We start from the raw sequence: 22,727 nt of genomic DNA on the forward strand, positions 1-22,727 counted from the left end.
CACGAAAAATCCTAACCCTTGCAAACGCAATGCTAAGAGATCAGACCATGTACAAACCAGCCTGAACAGGTACAAAACAATACAGTTGCCAGGGCCCAATGCTGGAGACCATCGCGCTTGAGACACTGTCGCAAAGGATGTTTTTTGTGGCCCTGGACCCCGGATCAAGTCCGGGGTGACGGGTAGACAAGCTCCTTCTGCCTGCAACAAACGGCCCGCAGGGTTTGCTCAAGGCCGGTTCCGCAGTGCCTCGGCCTCGGCATAAAACTTCTTTTCCCAGTCCTTGTGGTTGTCGAGGCCTTCGCGGATGAAGGGCGTGAAGATCGCCATGTTCATCAATGCCCAGTTGACGAACTTGGCCGGAAATCGCGTCGGCTTGACGAAATCGACGAACAGCACCACGCGGGTCTTGTCCGTATGGTTCCAGGCCTCGTGCTCATAGGCATCGTCGAAGATCAGCACCTTGCCCTCTTCCCAGTGGCAGATCTGGTCCTTGACCCGGATCGCGAGCTGATCGGGCTCGGCCTCCGGCACGATCATGCCCAGATGAAGGCGCAGCACGCCATTATAGGGGCCGCGATGGGCCGGTAGGTGTTTTCCCGGTTCGAAGATCGAGAACATCACGGTGGTGAGACCGGGTATTTTCTGCATCGCCTCCCAGGTCTTCGGGCAGGCCTTGATGTTCTGTTCCGATTTCAGCCCGTAGCCGAGCAGGAAGAAGGTCTTCCAGTGATTGTCGTCGGAAATCGTCTTCACGTCGGTGGAGATGTCCTGGAAGCTCGGAAGCTCGCTCTGGCGTTCCAGCACCTTGTCGAGCTCGGCGCGGATGGCGGGGGCTGCCGCCTCGATCTCCTTCGACCAGGGAAAGGTCGCATTGTCGTAGACGGGCGGATTGCCGTAGATGGCATGTTTGAAATTGAGCTTTTCCGCCCAGTTGACGACGCCCATGAAAAAGCGCGTCACCGCGCTCGGGCGCTCCATCGGCGCGATGCCCTCTGTTCCGAAGCTCTGGCCGTCCTTGTCTTTCGTTTCGGTGTTCGTCATGAACCTCTCCTCTATGCGGCTCTGCAGCTTCAATTGACCGCGATGATCCTAACATTCCCCATAAAAAGGAAAAAGTGCGGCGAATGGCGCGAATCGGCCGGCGATTTCGCTTGCCATTGCAAGCCATTGCCTGAACATTCGAAAAAGCCAAGTTTCTTTTCAAGGGCCGCCGCCGCACACGCTCCATGACACCACGCCAACGCATCATTCCCGTCCGGCGCGAATATAATCGCTGGGTCGCCAACCAGACGCTTGAAGACTATGCGTTGCGTTTCACCGCAAAGAGCGCGCGCCGGTTCTCCTCAAGCCGCATCTCGCAGACGGCCATCGGCGCGATTTCCTTTCTGGCGCTGGAGGCGATCGGCGGCACGATCACGCTGTCCTACGGCACGACCAACGCCTTCTTCGCGGCCATCGTCGCCTCCGCCGTCATGCTGCTCGCAGGTCTTCCGATCGCCAAATACGCGATCCGCCACGGCGTCGATATCGACCTTCTGACGCGCGGCGCCTCCTTCGGCTATATCGGCTCGACGGTCACCTCGCTCATCTATGCGAGTTTCACCTTCATCCTGTTTGCCATCGAGGCCTCGATCATGTCGGGGGCGCTGGAGCTTGCCTTCGGCATTCCGCTCTGGATCAGCTACATCATCTCCGCCGTGCTGGTGATCCCGCTTGTCACCTATGGCGTGCAGATGATCTCGCGCTTCCAGATCCTGACCCAACCCTTCTGGATCATCCTCAACATCCTGCCCTTCATCTTCATCGCCTTCATGGACTTCGAAAAATTCGAGCTCTGGCGGGCCTTTGGCGGCATAAGGGCGGAAAGCGCTGCCCCCGGTTCAGCCGCCCCCTTCACACTGGCGGGCTTTGCGGCGGCAGCCGGCGTCATCTTCGCGCTGATGCCGCAGATCGGCGAACAGGTGGACTTCCTGCGCTTCCTGCCGGCAACGGGCAAGCGCAAGTTCCGCCACCGCCTGGCGATCTTCCTTGCCGGTCCCGGCTGGGTGGTGGTCGGCGTGCCGAAGCTGATGGCCGGCTCGTTTCTGGCCGTGCTCGCGCTTTCCACCGGCATGCCGGCGACGGCGGCGGCCGACCCCGCGCATATGTACCTGACCGCCTTTGGCTACATGATCCCGAACGAGACGGCTGCTCTTCTGCTGATGGCCGCCTTCGTCGTGGTCTCGCAGTTGAAGATCAATGTGATGAACGCCTATGCGGGCTCGCTTGCCTGGTCGAATTTTTTCTCCCGCCTGACCCACAGCCATCCCGGACGGGTCGTCTGGCTGGTGTTCAATGTGGCGATCGCGCTTTTGTTGATGCAGCTCGGCATCTACCGGCTGCTGGAAGCCTCGCTCAGCGTCTTTTCCATCGTCGCCATGGCGTGGCTGTCGACGATCTCCGCCGACCTCTTCATCAACAAGCCGCTCGGACTGTCACCTCCGGGCATCGAGTTCAAGCGGGCGCATCTCTATGACATCAACCCGGTCGGTCTCGGCGCCATGGCGCTTTCCGGTGGCGTTGCGCTGGCCGCACATTTCGGCCTCTTCGGCGCGCTCGCGGTTTCCTTCGCGCCCTTCATCGCGCTTATCGTCGCCCTCATCGCCTCGCCGCTGATCGCCTGGGGCACGGGCGGGCGTTATTATCTGGCGCGCAAGCAGCGCAAGGGCTGGCAGTCGAAGACATCGATCACCTGCTCGATCTGCGAACATCCCTTCGAGCCGGAGGACATGGCCTGGTGCCCCGCCTATGCCGGACCGATCTGCTCGCTCTGCTGTTCGCTCGACAGCCGCTGCCATGATCTGTGCAAGCCCAAGGCCCGGCTCAACACCCAGATCGCCACCGTCGCCGGCGCGCTGCTGCCGGGCCGCATCGTCGAACAGCTCTCCACCCGGCTTGGCCGCTACGGCATCACGGTTGCGCTCTCGATCACCTTCATCGGCGCGATCCTGTTCATGATCGCCTACCAGATGGCGCAGGCCGCGCCGGAAACCAGTTCGGTGGTCTACGACACGGCGCTGATCGTGTTCTTCGTCTTTTCCATGCTCGCCTGTATCGTCGCCTGGTTCTACGTGCTCGCCCATGACAGCCGCATGGTGGCGGAGGAGGAATCCTCGCGCCAAACGACGCTGCTTCTGAAGGAAATCGCAGCGCATGAGAAAACCGACGCCGCGCTTCAGGCCGCCAAGGAAAGCGCCGAAGCCGCCAACCGCGCCAAGAGCCGCTATGTGGTCGGTCTCTCGCACGAGCTTCGAACGCCACTCAATGCCGTTTCCGGCTATGCACAACTGCTGGAGCGCGATCCGACCATTCCAGACGCGCGACAGCCCGCAATCAAGTCGATCCGCCGCTCGGCGGACTATCTGTCGGGTCTGATTGACGGGCTCCTCGATATTTCGCGCATCGAATCCGGCCGGCTTCAGGTCTTCTCCAACGAGATCAACCTCACCGAGTTTCTCGACCAGATCATCGACATGTTCGAGACCCAGGCCCGAGCCAAGGGTCTGGCATTCGAGTACAAGCTCGACCGCAACCTGCCCGCCTATGTGCGCACCGACGAGAAGCGGCTGCGCCAGATCCTCGTCAACCTGCTCTCCAATGCCGTGAAATTCACCGACAGCGGCAGCGTCACGCTTTCGGCGCGCTATCGCAGCCAGGTGGCCACCTTCACCGTCACAGACACGGGCAGCGGCATCGCCAGGCAAGACCTTTCGCGCATCTACGAGCCTTTTGAACGCGGCGGCGGCAGGAGCGAAAAGCCGGGCCTTGGGCTTGGCCTCACCATCACGCGGCTGCTGGTCAATACGCTCGGCGGCGAAATCGAGGTGGAAAGCGAGGAAGGCGCCGGCACAAGCTTCACCGTACGCCTCATGCTCGCCTCCATAGACCGGCCGCAGCCGGCGCGCCTTGCCGGAGAAACCGCTGCGACGACCGGCTATGACGGGCCACGCCGCACGATCATGGTGGTGGACGACAACGCCGATCACCGCACGATGATGAAGGATATTCTCGTGCCGCTCGGATTTGACGTGCAGCTTGCTGCAGACGGCGAGGCGGCGCTTGCCTGCCTTGAGACTGCAATTCCCGACCTCTTCCTGCTGGATATCCGCATGCCCGGCATGAACGGCTGGCAGTTGGCGACACGACTGCGCGACGCCGGCATCGCCAAACCGATCGTGATGCTTTCGGCCAATATCGGCGACGATGCGATCATCGGCCATGGCGACGACAGCCACAATGATGCGCTTTCAAAGCCGGTCGACCTCAAGCGGTTGCGCGATGTGCTGGCGCTGCATCTCGGTCTTGTCTGGCAGGATGAGCCCGCGGCGGAGCGCGATGAGACGCCAGATCCGCCGGAGGAGCCATGCGCGCCGCCGGATTCCGACCTTGAGGAATTGATCCGGCTCGCCGAGATCGGCTATCACCGTGGCGTAAGGGAAAAACTGGCGACGCTTTCGGGGGAAGGAACCTACGAGCCTTTTGCGCTACGCGCCTCCGCCTTTGTTGCCCGTTTCGATATGGACGGCCTCATTGCCCATCTGAACTCGCTCAAATCCGGCGCGGCCGGGAAGGATATCGCCCACGATGGCTGAGAACGCCGCACAGGAAATCGTCCTTCTGGTCGACGACAGTCCGGAGGCGCTCAGCTTTCTCACCGAGGCGCTCGAGGCGAGCGGCTATTCGGTGCTGATCGCAACCTCCGGCGAGAGCGCCATCAACATCGTCGCGCGGATCACGCCCGATATCGTGCTGATGGATGCGGTGATGCCGAAGATGGACGGCTTCGAGGCCTGCCGGCGGTTGAAGGCGGGACCGGCAGCCGAAAGCCCCGTCATCTTCATGACCGGGCTCTCCGAGACCGAGCACATTGTCCATGCGCTGGAATCCGGCGGCGTCGATTACCTGACCAAACCGATCAATATCGATGAGTTGAGGGCCCGCATCCGCGTCCATCTCGCCAATGCCCGCTCGGCCCAGAGCGCGCGCGTGGCGCTCGATGCCACCGGCCGCCATCTGCTTGCCGCCGGACCGGACGGCATGCCGCGCTGGATGACGCCCCAGGCCGGCAGGCTGATCGGCGAGGCAGCCGGCGGTTCGCCGGACATGAAGATCGTCGGCAGCCAGATCGCCGCCTGGCTTGCAGAAGGCAATGCGGAGACAACCCCCGGCAGCCAGCCGATGCTGCCGGTCAACGCAAACGGCAAGACACTGTTTCAGCTTGCGTTTCTGGAAAAGACCGGCGCGGACGAGTTCCTGTTCCGCGTCACCGCCGCCAATCCGGTGAGCGATGACGAGGCGCTCCGAAAACACTTTCCCCTAACAATGCGCGAATCCGAAGTCCTGCTATGGATCGCCAAGGGCAAGACCAATCGCGACATCGCCGACATTCTCGGCCTTTCAACGCGCACGGTGAACAAGCATCTGGAAACGATCTACGTCAAACTCGGCGTCGAAAACCGCGCCTCGGCGGCGGTGAAGGCAGCCTATGTGCTGCATGATATGTAGACGCCGACACCGGGATGACGGCAGAGTGCGGGGCATTCGTCGGTGGTGAAAATAGCCTCCCTCAATCACACAAAAAGCGCGGGGACCGACCCCGCGCCCAGTTTGTTGACAAACCTCGCCAGCCATACGGACGTCATCCTCGGGCTTGTCCCGAGGATCTAACCACCCCTCCCTACGAGCGGAGCAGTAGGTTTATAAGACCTTGTTTCTAGTTTTTTTGTCGAACACGCCTCGCGCCGAAACGTGCTTAGATGCTCGGGACAAGCCCGAGCATGACGAATGCGTGGGGCTTGCTTCGTCGACGATCCGAGCGCGGGGACCGAACCCCGCGCCTTCAACATTCACCAATTCGGTGAAACTTACGCCCCAAGCCCTTCAAACAGCGCTGTCGAGAGATAGCGCTCGGCAAAGGACGGGATGATGATGACGATGTTCTTGCCTTCGTTTTCCGGGCGCGAACCGACTTCGATCGCGGCCTTCAGCGCGGCGCCGGAAGAGATGCCGACGGGCAGGCCTTCGACGCGGGCCACTTCGCGGGCAAGCGCGAAGGCATCGTCGTTTTCGACCTGGACGATCTCGTCATAGACCGAAGTATCGAGCACGCCCGGCACGAAGCCGGCGCCGATGCCCTGGATCTTGTGCGGCGACGGCGAACCGCCGGAGAGCACCGGAGAGGCGGCGGGCTCGACGGCCACGACCTTCACCTCGGGCTTCTTCTGCTTCAGAACCTGGCCGACGCCGGTGATCGTGCCGCCCGTGCCGATGCCGGAGACGAAGAAATCGACAGCGCCGTCCGTGTCGTTCCAGATTTCTTCCGCCGTGGTGTTGCGGTGAATTTCCGGGTTGGCCGGATTTTCGAACTGCTGCGGGATAACGGCGTTCTCGATCTCGGCCGCCAGTTCCTCGGCCTTGGCGACCGCGCCCTTCATGCCCTTCGGCGGTTCAGTCAGCACCAGTTCCGCGCCGAGCAACGCGACCATCTTGCGGCGCTCGATCGACATGGATTCCGGCATGGTGAGGATCAGGCGGTAGCCCTTGGCAGCGGCCGCGAAGGCGAGCGCGATGCCGGTATTGCCAGAAGTCGGCTCGATCAGCACGGACTTGCCGGGCGTGATCTTGCCGGCCTTTTCCAGCGCGTCGATCATGGCGAAGCCGATGCGATCCTTGACCGAGGAGATCGGATTGAAGAATTCGAGCTTGGCCAGAAGATTGGCCTTCACGCCCTTCTCCTTCGCCAGCTTGTCGAGACGGACGATCGGCGTGTCACCGATCGTGTCGAGAATAGAGGAATATACCTTCCCGCGTCCGGGTTTGCCGTTCTGTTCCATGGTGGTTGCTCCCTGAATGAGTTACCTTCTAGGTAGGGTCCGGCAAAGGAAAATTCGAGGCACGAAACAGCGATCCGCAGCCCGGTTCAGAAATGTCATTCCAACCTCAAGAGGTTTCAGGAAATCCCATTCCCGGCATTACCGTTTCGCTGGCGCCTACCCCGCAAAATTGACAAACAGCCAGAAACCGGCCCCGCCGACGGCCATCACCGCAAGCGTGACCAGCCCCAAAAGCCGGCCGTAGACGCGCGTGCCGCTGCCAAGGGCGAGCACCACCTTGGTGATGAGGTTTGAGGCAGCCGCGATCAGCACGGCAAAGGCGGCCGTCTGGACCGGGAGCGCGTTGCCGGCCATGTGGGCGGTCGACAGCGTGATCGCGTCGAGATCGGGAATGCCGGAGACGAGGGCAATTACGGTGATGCTGTCCGGCCCGAGAAAATGCACCAGCACCCTGGCGATGAAACCGACAGCGCCAAGCAACGCGCCGAAGCGCAGCACCGCGCCGAGTTCGAACGGGTTGGAAAGCTCTATCCCGGCCTTGGCGTCAACAGCCCGGTTGCGCCCGATCAGGATCAGGCTCGCCGCGACGAAGACCAGGAGGCCCGGCGCCAGCGCTGCGGCAAGCGGCACGATCAGAGAGGGCGCTACGGCCGAGCCGATGATGAAACAGCGCACTAGCGACAGCCCGCCGGCAATCGAGGCAGCGCCCGCCAACTGGCGCGAAAGCTTGGGCTCGGCCGTCGAGATGTGGGCAAAGGACAGAGTCGTTGCCGTCGACGAGACGATCCCGCCGGTTGCGCCCGCAAACAGGATGCCCCGTTCCGGCCCCGCCACCCGCATCGCCACATAGCCGGCATAGGAGAGCGCCGCGATCATGATCGTCATCAGCCAGACGGTGAAGGGGTTGAAACCGCCCCACGGGTCGATCGCCCGGTTCGGCAATAGCGGCAGCGCCACGAAGCTCATGGTGAGAAGCACCAGCGCCGAGCGCAGTTCCACCCATGTCATGGTCTTGAGGAAGCCATGAAGGCTGTGGCGCGCGGCAAGCAACACGGTCGTGACCACGCCGCCGGCGGCCGCCAGCCGCATGTCGCCCGTCGCCGAGACGATGCCGAGGGCAAAGACCACGAGGGCCGCGATCACGCCGGTCACGGAAAAATCATTGCGCGGGGTTGCGGCGCGATAGGAAAAGACGATGAAGGCCGCCATCAGCCCGATGCCGAGCGCTGCCGGCACGACCGGGCCGGAAACCGCGCCGAGGTAACCCGCAAGCCCGCCGAGCAGGCCGACCAGCGCGAAGGTGCGGATGCCGGCGGCGCGTTCGCCATCGGCCATTTCGCGCTCCTGCCAGCCGCGCTCGATCCCGACCAGAAGCCCGATCGCAAGCGACAGCCCGACACGCTGAAACGCTTCCATCATATCCATGGGCAAGCCTCCCAAAAAACGAAAGATTGCAGGCTCACCGTCCTTGCACGCGAGAGACTAGCGCATTGGCCGAAAAACGAAAACCGCAAATGAGGCCCTGACCCCGCGTTGCCGGTCTTGCTATCCCGACGCTTCCCGCTACAAACGGAAGCATTGCGAGGAAGCCGCCATGCCCGAACCACGCCACCTTCTGGCCTTCATGTTCATCGCCCTTGCGATGGTGATGACGCCGGGGCCCAACATGATCTACCTGATTTCGCGATCGATCTGTCAGGGCCCCGCGGCCGGACTGGTCTCTCTTGCCGGTGTCGGGCTCGGCTTCGTCATCTACATGCTCTCGGCGGCGTTTGGTCTGACAGTTCTGCTGATGGCAGTTCCTTTCGCCTATGACACCATCCGGTTCCTGGGGGCCTGCTATCTGCTCTACCTCGCATGGAACGCGGTCAGGCCCGGCGCTCAGCCGGCCTTTGCCGTGCGCAGGCTTCCATCGGACAGCATCCGCAAACTCTTCGTCATGGGGCTGGCCACCAATATCCTGAACCCGAAGTCAGCGGTGCTTTACCTTTCACTGCTGCCACAGTTCATCGATCCTGAACGCGGGCATATCCTGTCGCAGACACTTGTGCTGGGCTTTGCGCAGATCGCCGTCAGCCTTGCGGTGAACACGCTGATCGTGCTCGGCGCAGGCGCCATCGCCGTCTTTCTGGCAAACCGGCCGCTCTGGTCGCGCATCCAGCGCTATATGATGGGAACGGTTCTCGCAGGCCTTGCCGCACGCATGGTGTTCGAAGCGCGGCGCTGATTGCCGCGGCGCCGAGAGCGACGGACCTAAACCCCGGTCGAGCCGAAACCGCCCGCCCCGCGCACCGTCTCGGTCAGGTCGTCCACGACCGTCACCGGCATCTGCGTCACCGGCGCGATGATGACCTGGGCGATGCGCATGCCGCGTTCGATGGCAAAATCCTCGGTCCCGAGATTGACGAGCAGCACCTTCACCTCGCCGCGATAGTCGCTGTCGATGGTGCCGGGCGTGTTGAGGCAGGTGATGCCGTGCTTGAAGGCGAGGCCGGAGCGCGGGCGGACCTGCGCCTCAAAACCGTCCGGAATTTCGAAGATGAAGCCGGTCGGCACCAGCGCGCGGGCGCCGGGCTTCAGCACCAGCGGCTCGGCCTCGGGCACGGCGGCGCGGATATCCATGCCGGCGGACCCCGTCGTCTCATAGGCCGGCGGCGCGATGCCTTCTGCGTGTTCCAGGCGTTTCAGCTTCAGTGTCATTTTTGTTTCCATGTTCATTGCGGCTTCACGGGACCTGTCCGGTTGGACGACCGCCTCACTTCTGGCCGATCTCCCCCCTTGAGGGGGAGATGCCCGGCAGGGCAGAGAGGGGTGCAGCAAAAATCCCATATTCTGTGCTTGTTGAAAGGGCTCACCCCTCTCTGTCGCTTTCGCGACATCTCTCCCTCAAGGGGAGAGATTGGCGCCGGCAGGGTCCTCGTCAATCTCGCCCGCATCCTTGCCATGCCTCACAAACAGGTCAATTGCATCTTGGCCCTCAAATCGCTAGATAGGCCCCCATCAACAGGATATTGCATCGATGCCCGAAACGCTTGCCGAGGCGGTTGCCCGCCGCCGAACCTTCGCGATCATCTCGCACCCGGACGCCGGTAAAACCACGCTCACTGAAAAGCTGCTGCTGTTCGGCGGCGCCATTCAGCTTGCCGGCGAAGTGAAGGCCAAGAAGGACCGCATCCAGACGCGGTCCGACTGGATGAAGATCGAGCGCGAGCGCGGCATTTCAGTGGTCACCTCGGTGATGACATTCGAGTATGAGGACACGGTCTTCAACCTTCTCGACACGCCCGGCCATGAGGACTTCGCCGACGACACCTATCGCACGCTGACGGCGGTGGATGCCGCTATCATGGTCATCGACGCGGCCAAGGGCATCGAGCCGCGCACGCTGAAGCTCTTCGAAGTCTGCCGCATGCGCGACATCCCGATCATCACCTTCGTTAACAAGATGGACCGCGAGGCCCGCGATACATTCGAGATCATCGACGAAGTGGCGGAAAAGCTGGCGCTTGATCCCGTGCCGATGACATGGCCGATCGGTCAGGGCAAGAGCTTTGCCGGCACCTACCACCTGCGCGACAGCGCGGTGCGTTACGGCGACGGCGAGCGCGAACTGACCAAGGTCAACGGCCCGGAAGTGGTCGCCGAAAGACTGCCCGAGCATGAGCGCGAAGACTGGGCGGAGATGGCCGAGCTTGCCATTGACGGTTACCCGGTCTTTTCCCGCGAGGCTTTCCTCGAGGGCCATATGACGCCGGTCTATTTCGGCTCGGCGCTGAGAAACAACGGCGTGCGCGACCTCATCCACGCGCTTTCAGAGTTCGGCCCGCCGCCGCGCGCGCAGGTCGCCGATGTCAGAACCGTGGAAGCCACCGACCCGAAGATGAGCGCCTTCGTCTTCAAGATCCAGGCGAACATGGACCCCAACCACCGCGACCGCATCGCCTTTGTTCGCGTGTGCTCGGGCGAGTTGAAGCGCGGCATGAAGGCGCGCCTTTCGCGCACCGGCAAGCAGATGGGACTGACGGCGCCGCAATTCTTCTTCGCTTCGCAGCGCCAGCTTGCCGATACGGCCTATGCCGGCGATGTCGTCGGCATCCCGAACCACGGCGCACTCAGGATCGGCGATACGCTGACCGATGGCGAGCAACTCGTCTTCCAGGGCGTGCCGAACTTCGCGCCGGAAATCCTGCGCCGCGTCCGGCTTGAGGACGCGATGAAGGCGAAGAAGCTCAAGGAAGCCCTGCAACAGATGGCCGAGGAAGGCGTCGTGCAGCTCTTCACCCCGGAAGATGGCTCGCCGGCGATCGTCGGCGTGGTCGGCGCGCTGCAGCTCGATGTCCTGAAGGAGCGGCTGAAGGCCGAATACGGCCTGCCGGTCTCCTTCGAGATGGCGCGCTTTTCCATCTGCCGCTGGATTTCGGCGGAAAAGCCCGCCGACCTAGACAAATTCGTCTCCTCGCATCGCGGCGATATCGCCCGCGACCTCGACGGCGATCCGGTGTTCATGGCGCAGGACGGTTTCTCGCTGAACTATGAGAGCGAGCGCGCCCCGGAGATCAGGATGATCGCGATCAAGGAATACCATCAGGCAAAGGCGGCGTGAGACGATGAGCGAGAAGGAAGTCATCGGCATTTGCGGCATCGGGCGGATGGGAAGCGCGATCGCCGACCGTCTCGCGGCAAAAGGGTTCCGCCTCGTGCTTTGGTCGCGAAGCGGCGTGACGGATGAATTCGCCGACAGGAATCGCGCCGAGATTGCCCTCAATCTCACTTCGCTCGCCTTCAAGTCCGACATCATCATCACCTCGCTGATCAATGACGGGGCGGTAGACTCGGTGCTTTCGAAACTGGTGGAGACCTCGCTGCCGGGCAAGCTGGTCGTCGAGGCATCAACGGTGAGGCCGGACACGCTGAGGCACTTTTCGGAGAAGATCAAAGCCAAGGGCGGCAGCGCCATCGACGCGCCGATCTCCGGCGGCCCTGAACTCGTGCGCGAAGGCACGGCGGGCGTCTATGTCGGCGGCGCCACGATCGATTTCAAGCGCTATCTCCCGGTCGCCGAAGCGCTTTCCGACCGCATCCACCATACCGGCGCGCTCGGCGCGGGTGCTGCCGCCAAGATCGTCAACAACATGATGCTCTGCGGCTACTGGGAAGTGCTGAAGGAAGCGCTCCTGACCGGCAAGAAGGCCGGCCTATCGGTTGAGACCATGCTCGACGTGCTGTTGACCAGCCCCGGCGGTTCGCCGGCGCTCAAGTTCCGCGCGCCGCGCATTCTGGGCGAGGACAAGAGCGTCGGTTTTCCGGCAAAAGGCGCGCTCAAGGACGCGACGCTCTTTGCCGAAGTGGCGGAAAACTTCGGCATCGAGACCCCCGCCATCAAGGCGGCGCTCGAAAGCTACCGCGCCTGCATCGAGGACGGCCACGGCGACGAGGACCTGTCGGCAATGGTGAGGACGGCGCTCGCGAAGGAGTAAGCGTTACTCCCGCGCCGCGCCCGGCAGGCTGGCGATCTCATTGACCCACGGCGCCGCCTCCTCGCACCAGATCTGCCGTCTCGGCGGCAGGTCGGCGCGCTGGTCGATCAGGCCCCAGCGGAGTGCAAAATCACGGGCAGCCTCTCCTTCTCCGTGGGAAAATACCGGGCCGCCACAGGTCTCGCAGAAAGCCTGGGCGCGCTTGGCGCCGCTTTCTGCCATCTTCCAGTATTCCCGAAGCACGCCGCTCAGGATCTGGACATCATCTTCGTCTACAAGAACAGAGACGCGATAGGGCGAGCCGGAGAGCCGCTGGCACTGGTTGCAATGGCAGACGACCACGGCCTCGGGGTCAATGCTTGCCGCAAAGCGCACATTGCCGCAAAAACAGCCACCGGTGACGTCCATGATCCATTCTCCGTTTTCCGTAGGAAGGCTTTACATGCCATGGGGACGCGGCCGGGTGCAACACGCAGAGGCTTGAAGAATCCTGATGGCAGCATCAGATTATGGAAACCACACATTGGACCTTCGAGCTTGCTGGAACGCGTCGACGGTCCAGATTATCGTTTTAGACGCATGATCTCATCGAACCTCGCTCCGCTGAGGTTGGATCATGCCCGGGAGAGCGTTGATGAATATCGGCGAAGCCGCACGCCAGTCGGGCCTGCCGCCCAAGACCATTCGTTACTACGAGGAAATCGGTCTCGTCGTCGCTGATCGTGCATCCAATGGATATCGGGACTATTCCGACAATCACGTCCACCGGCTGAACTTCATCCACCGCTCGCGCGACCTCGGCTTCTCGGTCGAGGAGTGCCGGCTGCTGCTCTCGCTTTACGACGACAACGCCCGCGAAAGCGCCGAGGTGAAGGCACTCGCGCTTTCCAAGATCACCGAGATCGACGCCAAGCTCGAAAGGCTCGCCAGCCTGAAGGCGACGCTGCAGCATCTGGCTGAAACCTGCCACGGCGACCACCGCCCGGACTGCCCCATTCTGGAAGAATTGTCTTCCGGCCATTGCTGCTGACGCGGCTTCATCGCATTCTGGCAATATAGGGCAGGGCGAAGAGATAGAGCCCGGAAATCAGCAGCGGGATCAACGGAACAAGAGCCAGAAACCCGATCCAGGCGATCTTGAGCCCCATGATCATGCCGACGATGTTGGCGATGACGGCAAGCGTGAAGGCAAGCGCGATCCAGCGATGCGCGCTTCTGATGAAGCGGTTCATTGGGAACTCCTTTGAAATATGGGTTCAATCGAGCCGGGCGAGGACCTGCTCCAGCCCATCGAAAAATCGTGGCCAACCCTGCTTGGCGCCGCCATAGTAGCGCGGCTGGGTCGATCTGAAACCAGTCTGCTCCATCCGCAGCCGCGTCCCCTTTGCAACCGGCATCAGCGTGAAGGTCACGATCGTGTCCAGGTCGCCGTCGCCCCAGCTGTAGGAAAGCAGCCGCTGCGGTTCGATCTCCAGCACCTCGCAATCGACCGCTCCCCATTCAGCGGTGAAGCGGAACCGGTTGCCGACCTCGGATCGGAAATCGGTATCCATCAGCCATTCAGCAATCAGATGGGGTTCGGTCAGCGTCCGCCAGATTTTCGCCGGCGGGTGAGGGAAATCGCGTTCGATCAAAACCGTGCGGGTTTGTTGCGTTGTAGTGTCCATCAGTCCATCCGTTTGAGAAGATCATCAAGGGCATCGAAGCGGTCTTCCCAGAAGCCGCCCATGCGTCGTGTCCAGTCAACCAGCGGCAGAAGGGCCGCTGGCCGGGCGGTGTAGCGGGTCTCGCGCCCTTCCGGCTGGTCCTCGACGAGGCCTGCCTGTTTCAGAAGACCGAGATGCTTAGAAACTGCCGGCTGGGAAACTCCGGCCCGTGCGGTCAGCGCCCGGACGGTCAGCCCGCCGTCGGTGCACAGATGCTCAAACAGTGCCCGGCGTGTCGGATCGGAAAGAGCCCGGAAGAGAGAGGCGTGCGTATCAGTCATCGAAACCCATAACCATTTGATTATGAGTTAATTCATAACTCAACGGTTATCAGTCTGTCAAGACGAAGCCAACCTCACCGCGTGGGCACCGGCTCCTCGCCGCGATAGTCGTAGAAGCCCCGGCCCGATTTGCGGCCGAGCCAGCCGGCATCGACATATTTGACAAGCAGAGGGCACGGCCGGTACTTGTTGTCGGCGAGGCCCTCATGCAGCAGTTGCATGCCGGCAAGGCAGGTGTCGAGGCCGATGAAATCGGCAAGTTCCAGCGGCCCCATCGGGTGGCGCGCGCCGAGCTTCATCGCGACGTCGATCGCATCGACCGAGCCGACCCCCTCGTAAAGCACATAGATCGCCTCGTTGATCATAGGCAGCAGGATGCGGTTGACGATAAAGGCCGGGAAATCTTCCGAGACCGTCGGCGTCTTGCCGAGCGAGCGGACGAAGTCCTTCGCCGTCTCGAAGGTCACTTCCTCTGTTGCAATGCCGCGCACCAGTTCGACCAGCTCCATCACCGGAACCGGGTTCATGAAATGCACGCCCATGAAGCGTTCCGGTCGATCGGTCGCGGCCGCAAGCCGGGTAATTGAAAAGGCGGAAGTGTTGGTCGCCAGCAGGGCTTCCGGCTTCAAAATCGGGCAGATCTTTGCGTAGAGCGCGCGCTTGGCCGCCTCATCCTCGGTGATTGCCTCGATCGCCATGTCGACGGAGGCAAGGTCTTGGAGATCGGTCGAGCCGCTGATCAGCGCCAGCGCCTTCTTGCGCGCGTCATCGGTGAGCTTGCCGGAATTGACCTGACGGGCGAGATTGCCGTTGATCGTCGCGAGAGCCCGCTCGATCTGCTCGCGCTCGCTGTCGATCAGGTGCACGTCATAGCCGGCAACGGCGCAGACATGGGCGACACCGCAGCCCATGGCGCCGGCGCCGACAACCCCGATGCGCTTTATGTTATCAGCCATTTCGCGCTCCCTTGCTCATTTTCCGGGCGAGCGGCAGGCCGCTCGCGAAAGTCCGTACCACTTGATAGTCCCTCGTGCCTCTCATTTCCAGTGCCAACCCCTTTGCCACGCCAAGTTCGGGATCGGGCGAAACATGTTCTTTTCCCTGTCGCCGGCGATGAAAAACCGTTAGAGGCTAGTTCAGAAATAACGAGGAAACGGCATAACAAGAATGTCTACGCGACGCATCGCCATTTTCGGCGCGACCGGGTCGATCGGGCTCAACACGCTCGACGTGATCGAACAGCTCGGCGGGCGCGACAGTTTCGAACTGACCGCAGTCACCGGCAACGCCAATGTCGAGGCGCTGGCAAAAAAGGCGATCGACCACGGCGCGCGCATGGCCGTGACCGCCGACGAGACGCGCTACAAGGCGCTGAAGGAGGCCTTGTCCGGCTCGGGCATCACGCCTGCCGCCGGCACAAGCGGACTGTCCGAAGCCGCGCGGATGGACAATGACATGGTGATGGCCGCGATCGTCGGCACGGCGGGGCTGAAGCCGACGCTGGAGGCCGCAAAGGCCGGCGCCGACATTGCCCTTGCCAACAAGGAATGCCTTGTTTCCGCCGGCCCCCTGTTCATGGAGGCGATTGCGGCCGGCGGCGGCACGATGGTTCCTGTCGACAGCGAACATTCCGCCGTGTTTCAGGTGTTCGAGGAAAACCAGCGCCGGGCGCTGGAACGGGTGATCATCACCGCTTCCGGCGGTCCCTTCCGCACAAAGAGCCTTGAGGAAATGCGCCATGTCGATGTGGCCACGGCGCGCGCCCATCCCAACTGGTCGATGGGTCTGAAAATCTCGATCGACAGCGCCTCGATGTTCAACAAGGCGCTGGAGATGATCGAGGCCATGCATCTCTTCGCGCTGAAACCGGAACAGGTGGAGGTGATCGTCCATCCGCAATCGATCATCCATTCCATGGTAGGCTATGCCGATGGCTCGGTGCTGGCCCAACTCGGCGCGCCGGACATGCGCACCGCGATCGGCTATGCGCTTGCCTATCCGAACCGTCCGGCGCTTTCGGTCGAAAGGCTCGATTTCGCCAAGCTTGCACGGCTCGATTTCGAGGCCCCGGACGAGACTCGCTTTCCCGCCCTTCGCCTCGCGCGGGTCGCCATGGCCCGCGGCGGACTTCAGGGCTCGGTGCTGAACGGCGCGAAGGAAGTGGCGCTGGAAGCCTTCATTGACGGGCGCTGCGGCTTTCTGGAGATGGCAGAGATCACGGAATCCGTCATGGACAGCCTCTCGCACCTGCCCGCCGCCATCGATATCGATGATATCTATGCAGCCGATGCGGAAGCGCGCCGAAGGGCCGCAGGCCTTGTCAGGGCGTAACCCCTACCATTCGATGCGGCTGCCGTCATAGGCGAGGAATATTCCGCTCTCGCCCTCGGCGACGCCGTTCAGCGCAGCGAGCATGTTTCCGGCGGCCTCTTCAGCCGCGACCCGGCGATTGCTGCCGGCATAGGGCGCGGACAGCGGCGTCGCCACCGTGCCGGGATGAAGCGCGACAAGCGAAAGCAGGGGATGTTTGCGCCGCGCCTCGATTGCAGCGGTGCGCAGGATCTGGTTCAGCGCTGCCTTGGACGAACGGTAGGACATCCAGCCGCCGATGTGATTGTCGCCGATCGAACCGACGCGCGCTGAAAGGCAGGCGAAAATCGCCCGCCGGTCCCGTTTTGCCAGCGGCAGAAAATGCTTGAGGAGAAGCGCCGGACCGATGGCATTGACGGAAAACTGCCGCGCCATGGCATCGGGCTCGATCGCGCGGATGGTCTTTTCCGGGCCAACGCCATCGATATGCAGCGCGCCAGTCGCGCAGATGATGAGATCGAGCGACTGACCGGAGAAGCGCTGCGCCGCCTGGGCCACGGACGCCTCGTCGGTAATCTCCAGGCCATCCTTGCGCCGCGACAGCGTCTCAAGGGCGCCGCAGCGCGGATCAGCCCCGATCGCCGTGCAAAAGGCGCTGCCGATGCCGCCAGAGGCGCCGATGACGAGCGCGCGATAGCCCTCGGCAAGGCTGGTCATGTCGGTTCCTGGCATCTGTCTCTCCCTTTTCGGAAGGAACTACGCCCGAATGCCGCCGGCGGATCAGTCGCCGAAGACCGCCCGCCAGACATCGAAGGGGAATGCGCCTTCGCAACCCTCCGGCGCCGTATTGGTCATGGCGACGGCGACCGTGCCGGTTTCCGGATCAAAGCACCAGCGATTGCCATAGACCCCGCCCCAGGAAACCGTGCCATTCGGCAGGGGTGAATTGTCGAGCGCGGCATCTTCGGTGACGGCCCCTATGAAGCCGAATTTCACGCCCGGACGCACATTGAGATCGCCGATCTGGTTGCGGATCGCGGCTGCCGCCATCTCCGGCTTCAGCACGCCGTCGCCGTTCTTGCGAACCATTTCGAGAAGCCGGATCACATCGCCGGCGGTTCCCGCCATGCCGCCGCCGCCGCCCTGGAAGGCGCGGGCGTTGAAGATGCGCTCGGGCGAAAACGTGAAGACCCGGTCGGGTCCAAAGGCCACGCGTTCCGGCTCGCCCATGGGCAGGGGAACGGGGTCGGCGTTGAAATAGGACACGGCGATGCGATCGCGATCCGTCACATGGAAGGTTGTGTCGCGAATGCCAAGCGGCGAGAGGATATAGCGGTCGAGCGCCTCTTCCACGGAACACCCCTCCACTTCGGAAAGCACGGCGCCGAGAATGTCGATCGCGATCGAATATTCCCAGGCCGTTCCCGGCTTGTAGGCCAGCGGAACGGTGTTGTGGCGGGAGAAATTGTCCTCGAGTGTCAGCTCGGTATTTTCGATACCGACCGTGATGGAATCATGAACCGAGAGAATGCCGGCGCCTGGGCGATAGGTAAGCCCGGCTGTATGCGTCAGAAGCTGACGGATGGTGATCTCTGCATGCCTGCCGTCCGGTCCCGGCGGATGAAACCAGGGCAGAAGGTCGCTGACATGATCATCCAGCGAGAACTTCCCGGCATCGATCATCGCCAGCGCGGCGGCGGCGACAAAGGGTTTGGTGACGGAGGCGTAGCGGAAGATCGTGTCGAGAGAAACCGGTTTCCCCGCCTCCCGGTTGGCAAAGCCTGCGGCGCGTTCATAGACCGGCTCGCCGTTCCGCCAGACCATAACCACGGTTCCGACGATGCGCGCTTCGTCGATCGCGCGGTCAATGGCCGCGTCAACGCGTTGCGAAAGTTCCATGAGAAGCCCTCCGGACCAGAAACAGCATTGCCTGTTTGATCCGGAAAGCCGAGGCCCAAGTCAAGTGAATTCCCGATAAAGGGCGATTACGCGACGGCGCGCGCCAGCGCGCATTGCGACCAGAGCGAATGCAGCGCCGCCACCAGATGGTCCATATCCTCATCGGTATGAAGCGGCGTCGGGGTGAAGCGCAGGCGCTCGGTCTTGCGCGGCACGGTCGGGTAGTTGATCGGCTGCACATAGATGCCGAAATCATCGAGAAGGATGTCGGAAATCCATTTGCACTTCGAGGCATCGCCAACCATCACCGGAACGATATGGCTTTCATTGTGCATATGCGGAATACCCTGCGCATCGAGCTTGCGGCGCAAGGTCGCGACCCGCTCGCGGTGGCGCTCGCGCTCGATCTGGCTGACTTTCAGGTGGCGGATCGAGGCAACCGCGCCGGCGGCCAGCGACGGCGGCAGCGCGGTTGTGAAGATGAAGCCGGAGGCGAAGGAGCGGACGAAATCGACGACGGCCTGCGAGCCGGCGATATAGCCGCCCATGACGCCAAAGGCCTTGCCGAGCGTGCCTTCGATGATCGTCAGACGGTCCATCAGGCCCTCGCGCTCGGCAACGCCGCCGCCGCGCGGACCGTACATGCCGACGGCATGAACCTCGTCGAGATAGGTCATCGCCCCGTATTTGTCGGCGAGATCGCAAATCTCCTTGATCGGCGCGATGTCGCCGTCCATCGAATAGACCGATTCGAAGGCGATCAGCTTCGGCGCATCGGGATCGGCCGCCTTGAGCTTCGCTTCGAGATCATTGAGGTCATTGTGCTTGAAGATGACGCGGGCGCTCTTGCCGTGTCGGATGCCCTCGATCATCGAGGCGTGGTTGAGCGCATCGGAAAAGATGATCAGGCCGGGGATCTTCTGACCGAGCGTGCCGAGCGTCGCCCAGTTGGAGACATAGCCCGACGTGAAGATCAGAGCGGCTTCCTTGCCATGCAGGTCGGCGAGTTCTTCCTCAAGCTTGACGTGATAGTAATTGGTGCCGGAAATATTGCGGGTGCCGCCGGCCCCTGCCCCGCAAGCCTCGATCGCCTCCTGCATGGCGGCGATCACGGTGGGACACTGCCCCATGCCGAGATAGTCGTTCGAGCACCAGACCGTGACAGGCGAAGCCGTTCCGTCCTTGAAACGCGATGCACGGGGGAATTCACCGCGATGCCGTTTCAGTTCGGCGAAGACGCGGTAACGACCCTCTTCATGCAGTCCCGCAAGTTCGCTTTTGAAAAATGCTTCGAAATCCATCGCTCAAGTGCTCCACCGCCAGGCCATTTTGTTTTCCGCTAGGATTTGACGAAGTTTGCGCAACGTCAAGCCGCAAAGCCCCAGATTTAACATGGGTGCGGCAATAGGCCCTTCGTTTGAATTATTCCAAACTGCTTCTACACGCAACCGCCGAGGACAATTCTTGATCAAGGTCAAGTGATCCGCTTAAAAAGGAAATTCTGAAATTGCCGTGCGGAAGCGGGAACAAATGCCTGACCCGACACATTATTTTGCTACCTCGGGCATATCCGGCCGGCGACGCAGGGCGCTTTTTTGCTTCCCGCATCAGCGCTATTCGGATATGTATTTTCAGAAGCGGCCGGATAAACGGCCGCGACAAGGAGAGCGGCGGCAGGCACGGGACCCCGGGGAGCGTCCGGTCGTAGCGCGACCAATCGGTGATGAGGGAATCATGAAAAAAGTATTCGCAGGACTTATGATCAGTGTCTTCTCGCTTGCGGCCACGGCCTGCACGCCCACGCAGGAAGGCGCGGCCATCGGCGCCGGCAGCGGCGCTCTGATCGGCACGGCCATTGACGGCGGCGGCCTCGGCGGCGCCCTTCTCGGCGGCGCAATCGGCGCTGGTGCTGGCGCGCTTGTCGGCCGCGCGGTCGAAAACCAGCCGGGCAAGTGCTACTACCGCGACCGTTATGGCCGCGAATATGTCGACGACTGCCCGCGCTAAGAACGCCTGAGCGGGACCGTCGCCGAGCCGGGCGACGGTCTTTCCTCCGGTACGGCCGTGCCGCAGGAGGATGGCAACGCAGCACAATCTGATAGCCTGGCCCGACAATCGCGCGCATCCGAAAGGTTCGGTTAACGCTGTTGCCGGGTTTTGGATTTTGGCGGAATGCCCGGTCCGCTTCCGTGCTAATATACTGTCGCGCCAATTCAATCTGCGGATCAGCGGCATCGTTTAGAGTACATCATGGTAACCCGTTCCAACCGGCGAAAATCCAGAAACCGTGCCTCCTTGAGGGCTGGACTCTTACTGTCCGCAGCGCTTTTCACGGTGTATTCGTCAGGTATCGACGAGGCCCGCGCCTTTTCCCTGTTCGGCGTCCATCTCTGGGGCGAACAGGAGGAGGAGATCGAGAACGTCCAGGATCCGGTGCGCTACAACGTAACCTTCTCCGTAACCGGCGGCGATGACGGCCTGGATCGTTTCCTGCGCAATCGCTCCCAACTCGTCAGCGACGAGAAGCAGCCGGTCGACGGCGACCTCGGCCTTCTTGTCAAGGCACGCGACGATCTGCAGATCCTCGTCGGCTCCCTGTTCGAGCGGGCCTATTACGGCGGGCTGGTGAACATCAGCATCGAAGGCCAGAATATCGAGGACATTGTCGGCCTGCCGAATTTCGATCGCGTGAACCCCGTGCCCGTCACGGTCAGCATCGAGGCCGGGCCGCGCTTCACTTTCGCAAACATCGATATCGAGGATGCGCCGCCGGCCTTCAATGCCGCTGAGTTCGGCCTTGTCACCGGAACGCCGGCCTATTCGACGTCCATTCTTTCGGCGGCCCAGGACATCGTTGCGAAGCTCAAGGATGACGGGCATCCCTTCGCCAAGATCACCAGGCGCGAAGTCATCGCCAACCACGAGAACGCGACGATCAACGTGATGATCGACGCCGATGCGGGACCAAAGGCCGATCTCGGGCCGATCGCGATCAAGGGCGCCGATGCGGTGGACCCGGATTTCATCCGCACCTATTCGCGGCTGAAGGCCGGACAGGCCTATTCGCCGGAAGAGCTTACCGATGCGGCAAACCGTCTTCGCACGCTGAAGACTTTCGATTCCGTGGTGGTCAATACCGGCGATTCGCTTGATGAAAACGGCCAGTTGCCGACGACGATCACCGTCAAGGATGGCAAGTTCCGCTATTTCGGCTTCGGCGCAACGGTTTCCTCGATCGACGGTCTCGGTCTTGAGGGCTATTGGGGCCACCGAAACCTGTTCGGCAAGGCGGAAGGGCTGAGACTGGAAGCTGGCGTCTCGCGCATCGGCGTTACCGACAATCTCGACTCGCTCGATTATGCAGGCGGCATCACATTCACCAAGCCGGGCCTGTTTCATCCCTCCGGCATGTTTACCGCGAGCCTTGTCGCGGGTACCGAAAACCCCGACCCCTACAATGCCAAGACGGTGGCGGGCTCCGCTACCTACAGCTATGAGCAGAACGAATTCAACACGATCACGCTCGGCGCGACCACCGAATACTCCCATATCGAGGATGCTTTCGGCACCGAAGACTACCTGACCTTCTCGCTGCCCGTCGGCTTCGACCGCGACACCCGCAACGACGCGCTCAACCCGACCGAGGGGATCTACCTCGTCACCACCGCCGAACCGGCCTATGACTTCCTCAACGGTACGATCTATTCTTCCTTCGATGCCGTCGGCTCGACCTATTTTTCCGCCGGAGAGGATGACCGCTTCACGCTCGCCGCCCGCCTCGGCGCGGGCACGATCGTCGGCGGCGACAGCCTGGAAGACATCCCCGCCAACCAGCGCTTTTATTCCGGCGGCGGCGGCAGCGTGCGCGGCTATGCCTACAAATCGATCTCGCCACGCAACGCCAATGGCGAGGAAACCGGCGGGCGTTCCTATGTCGAGGCAACGCTCGAGGCGCGCATCGGCATAACCGAGAACATCCAGGTTGTGCCCTTCATCGACGCCGCCGATGTGTCTGCCGACAATTTCCCCGATTTCAGCGATATCCGCGCCGGCGCCGGCATCGGCGTGCGCTACCTGACCGGCTTCGGTCCGATCCGCCTCGATGTGGCCCTGCCGCTCGACCGTTATCCGGGCGGCGACAAATTCGGCATCTACGCGGGGATCGGCCAGAGCTTCTGA

21 protein-coding genes are annotated in these 22,727 nt (G+C 62.2%); 9 read left to right on the top strand and 12 right to left on the bottom strand.

Going from position 1 to position 22,727, the window contains the following annotated elements; translation table 11 throughout:
- Positions 1-228: 228 nt before the first annotated feature.
- Positions 229-1,044, bottom strand: coding sequence for an ornithine lipid ester-linked acyl 2-hydroxylase OlsC (gene olsC / locus GGR30_RS21245; protein ID WP_183490923.1), 816 nt, complete (start codon positions 1,042-1,044; stop codon positions 229-231).
- 185 nt (positions 1,045-1,229) lie between these two features.
- Between olsC and GGR30_RS21250 the strand changes: the two genes are divergently transcribed.
- Positions 1,230-4,634, top strand: a complete 3,405-nt coding sequence (locus GGR30_RS21250; protein WP_183490925.1) for a hybrid sensor histidine kinase/response regulator — start codon at positions 1,230-1,232, stop codon at positions 4,632-4,634.
- Positions 4,627-5,547: a response regulator transcription factor gene (locus GGR30_RS21255; RefSeq protein ID WP_183490927.1), complete on the top strand. Its 921-nt coding sequence runs from the start codon at positions 4,627-4,629 to the stop codon at positions 5,545-5,547. The genes GGR30_RS21250 and GGR30_RS21255 overlap by 8 nt, the downstream gene beginning before the upstream one ends.
- A gap of 359 nt (positions 5,548-5,906) precedes the next feature.
- Here GGR30_RS21255 and cysK read toward each other — a convergent pair whose 3' ends face one another.
- Together cysK and GGR30_RS21265 are read right to left on the bottom strand one after the other, a co-directional pair.
- The gene (cysK, locus tag GGR30_RS21260; RefSeq protein WP_183490929.1) at positions 5,907-6,875 is read right to left on the bottom strand and encodes a cysteine synthase A; all 969 of its coding nucleotides are present in this window, start codon (positions 6,873-6,875) and stop codon (positions 5,907-5,909) included.
- A gap of 156 nt (positions 6,876-7,031) precedes the next feature.
- Positions 7,032-8,300 (bottom strand): MgtC/SapB family protein, encoded by a 1,269-nt coding sequence (locus GGR30_RS21265; RefSeq protein WP_183490931.1) that lies wholly within the window; start codon positions 8,298-8,300, stop codon positions 7,032-7,034.
- Positions 8,301-8,469: 169 nt separating this feature from the next.
- Between GGR30_RS21265 and GGR30_RS21270 the strand changes: the two genes are divergently transcribed.
- Positions 8,470-9,102 carry a LysE family translocator gene (locus GGR30_RS21270; protein ID WP_183490933.1) on the top strand — a complete coding sequence of 211 codons (633 nt, stop codon included), beginning with the start codon at positions 8,470-8,472 and terminating at the stop codon, positions 9,100-9,102.
- Positions 9,103-9,128: 26 nt separating this feature from the next.
- On the opposite strand, the gene dut is transcribed toward GGR30_RS21270, so the two are convergent.
- Positions 9,129-9,575, bottom strand: coding sequence for a dUTP diphosphatase (gene dut, locus GGR30_RS21275; protein ID WP_183490936.1), 447 nt, complete (start codon positions 9,573-9,575; stop codon positions 9,129-9,131).
- Between the two features lie 319 nt (positions 9,576-9,894).
- Between dut and GGR30_RS21280 the strand changes: the two genes are divergently transcribed.
- Both GGR30_RS21280 and GGR30_RS21285 read left to right on the top strand, forming a co-directional pair.
- Positions 9,895-11,478, top strand: coding sequence for a peptide chain release factor 3 (locus GGR30_RS21280; protein ID WP_183490938.1), 1,584 nt, complete (start codon positions 9,895-9,897; stop codon positions 11,476-11,478).
- A 4-nt stretch (positions 11,479-11,482) separates the two neighbouring features.
- Positions 11,483-12,352, top strand: a complete 870-nt coding sequence (locus GGR30_RS21285) for an NAD(P)-dependent oxidoreductase (RefSeq protein ID WP_183490940.1) — start codon at positions 11,483-11,485, stop codon at positions 12,350-12,352.
- 3 nt (positions 12,353-12,355) lie between these two features.
- Here the strand turns inward: GGR30_RS21285 and GGR30_RS21290 are convergent, their stop codons facing one another.
- Complete coding sequence (locus tag GGR30_RS21290) at positions 12,356-12,760, bottom strand: GFA family protein (RefSeq protein WP_183490942.1); 405 nt, start codon at positions 12,758-12,760, stop codon at positions 12,356-12,358.
- Positions 12,761-12,986: 226 nt separating this feature from the next.
- Between GGR30_RS21290 and cueR the strand changes: the two genes are divergently transcribed.
- Entirely contained in the window at positions 12,987-13,382 is a 396-nt protein-coding gene (cueR, locus tag GGR30_RS21295) for a Cu(I)-responsive transcriptional regulator (protein WP_183490944.1), read from the top strand.
- Between the two features lie 7 nt (positions 13,383-13,389).
- On the opposite strand, the gene GGR30_RS21300 is transcribed toward cueR, so the two are convergent.
- The 4 genes from GGR30_RS21300 to GGR30_RS21315 form a co-directional block, all read right to left on the bottom strand.
- Entirely contained in the window at positions 13,390-13,584 is a 195-nt protein-coding gene (locus tag GGR30_RS21300) for a hypothetical protein (RefSeq protein WP_183490946.1), read from the bottom strand.
- A gap of 24 nt (positions 13,585-13,608) precedes the next feature.
- Entirely contained in the window at positions 13,609-14,019 is a 411-nt protein-coding gene (locus tag GGR30_RS21305; RefSeq protein WP_183490948.1) for an SRPBCC family protein, read from the bottom strand.
- A complete protein-coding gene (locus GGR30_RS21310) occupies positions 14,019-14,339 on the bottom strand; it encodes an ArsR/SmtB family transcription factor (protein ID WP_183490950.1) in 321 nt (106 codons plus the stop codon). Before GGR30_RS21310 ends, GGR30_RS21305 begins: the two co-directional genes overlap by 1 nt.
- Before the next feature lie 74 nt (positions 14,340-14,413).
- The gene (locus tag GGR30_RS21315; protein WP_138748100.1) at positions 14,414-15,295 is read right to left on the bottom strand and encodes a 3-hydroxybutyryl-CoA dehydrogenase; all 882 of its coding nucleotides are present in this window, start codon (positions 15,293-15,295) and stop codon (positions 14,414-14,416) included.
- 211 nt (positions 15,296-15,506) lie between these two features.
- On the opposite strand from GGR30_RS21315, the gene dxr reads away from it, so the two are divergent.
- On the top strand, positions 15,507-16,670 hold the full coding sequence (gene dxr, locus GGR30_RS21320; protein ID WP_183490952.1) for a 1-deoxy-D-xylulose-5-phosphate reductoisomerase: 1,164 nt from the start codon (positions 15,507-15,509) through the stop codon (positions 16,668-16,670).
- 3 nt (positions 16,671-16,673) lie between these two features.
- Here dxr and GGR30_RS21325 read toward each other — a convergent pair whose 3' ends face one another.
- The 3 genes from GGR30_RS21325 to hemA all read right to left on the bottom strand — a co-directional run bounded on the left by GGR30_RS21325 (position 16,674) and on the right by hemA (position 19,849).
- Positions 16,674-17,381: an SDR family NAD(P)-dependent oxidoreductase gene (locus GGR30_RS21325; RefSeq protein WP_246414088.1), complete on the bottom strand. Its 708-nt coding sequence runs from the start codon at positions 17,379-17,381 to the stop codon at positions 16,674-16,676.
- A gap of 48 nt (positions 17,382-17,429) precedes the next feature.
- Entirely contained in the window at positions 17,430-18,548 is a 1,119-nt protein-coding gene (locus GGR30_RS21330) for a serine hydrolase domain-containing protein (RefSeq protein WP_183490954.1), read from the bottom strand.
- Positions 18,549-18,634: 86 nt separating this feature from the next.
- Complete coding sequence (gene hemA, locus GGR30_RS21335; protein WP_183490956.1) at positions 18,635-19,849, bottom strand: 5-aminolevulinate synthase; 1,215 nt, start codon at positions 19,847-19,849, stop codon at positions 18,635-18,637.
- Between the two features lie 433 nt (positions 19,850-20,282).
- Between hemA and GGR30_RS21340 the strand changes: the two genes are divergently transcribed.
- Both GGR30_RS21340 and GGR30_RS21345 read left to right on the top strand, forming a co-directional pair.
- Complete coding sequence (locus tag GGR30_RS21340) at positions 20,283-20,555, top strand: YMGG-like glycine zipper-containing protein (protein WP_183490959.1); 273 nt, start codon at positions 20,283-20,285, stop codon at positions 20,553-20,555.
- A gap of 327 nt (positions 20,556-20,882) precedes the next feature.
- On the top strand, positions 20,883-22,727 hold the full coding sequence (locus GGR30_RS21345) for an autotransporter assembly complex protein TamA (protein WP_425488371.1): 1,845 nt from the start codon (positions 20,883-20,885) through the stop codon (positions 22,725-22,727).

The sequence above is a fragment of the Martelella radicis genome, from assembly GCF_014196625.1.
In the GTDB taxonomy this organism is placed as follows: Bacteria; Pseudomonadota; Alphaproteobacteria; order Rhizobiales; family Rhizobiaceae; genus Martelella; species Martelella radicis.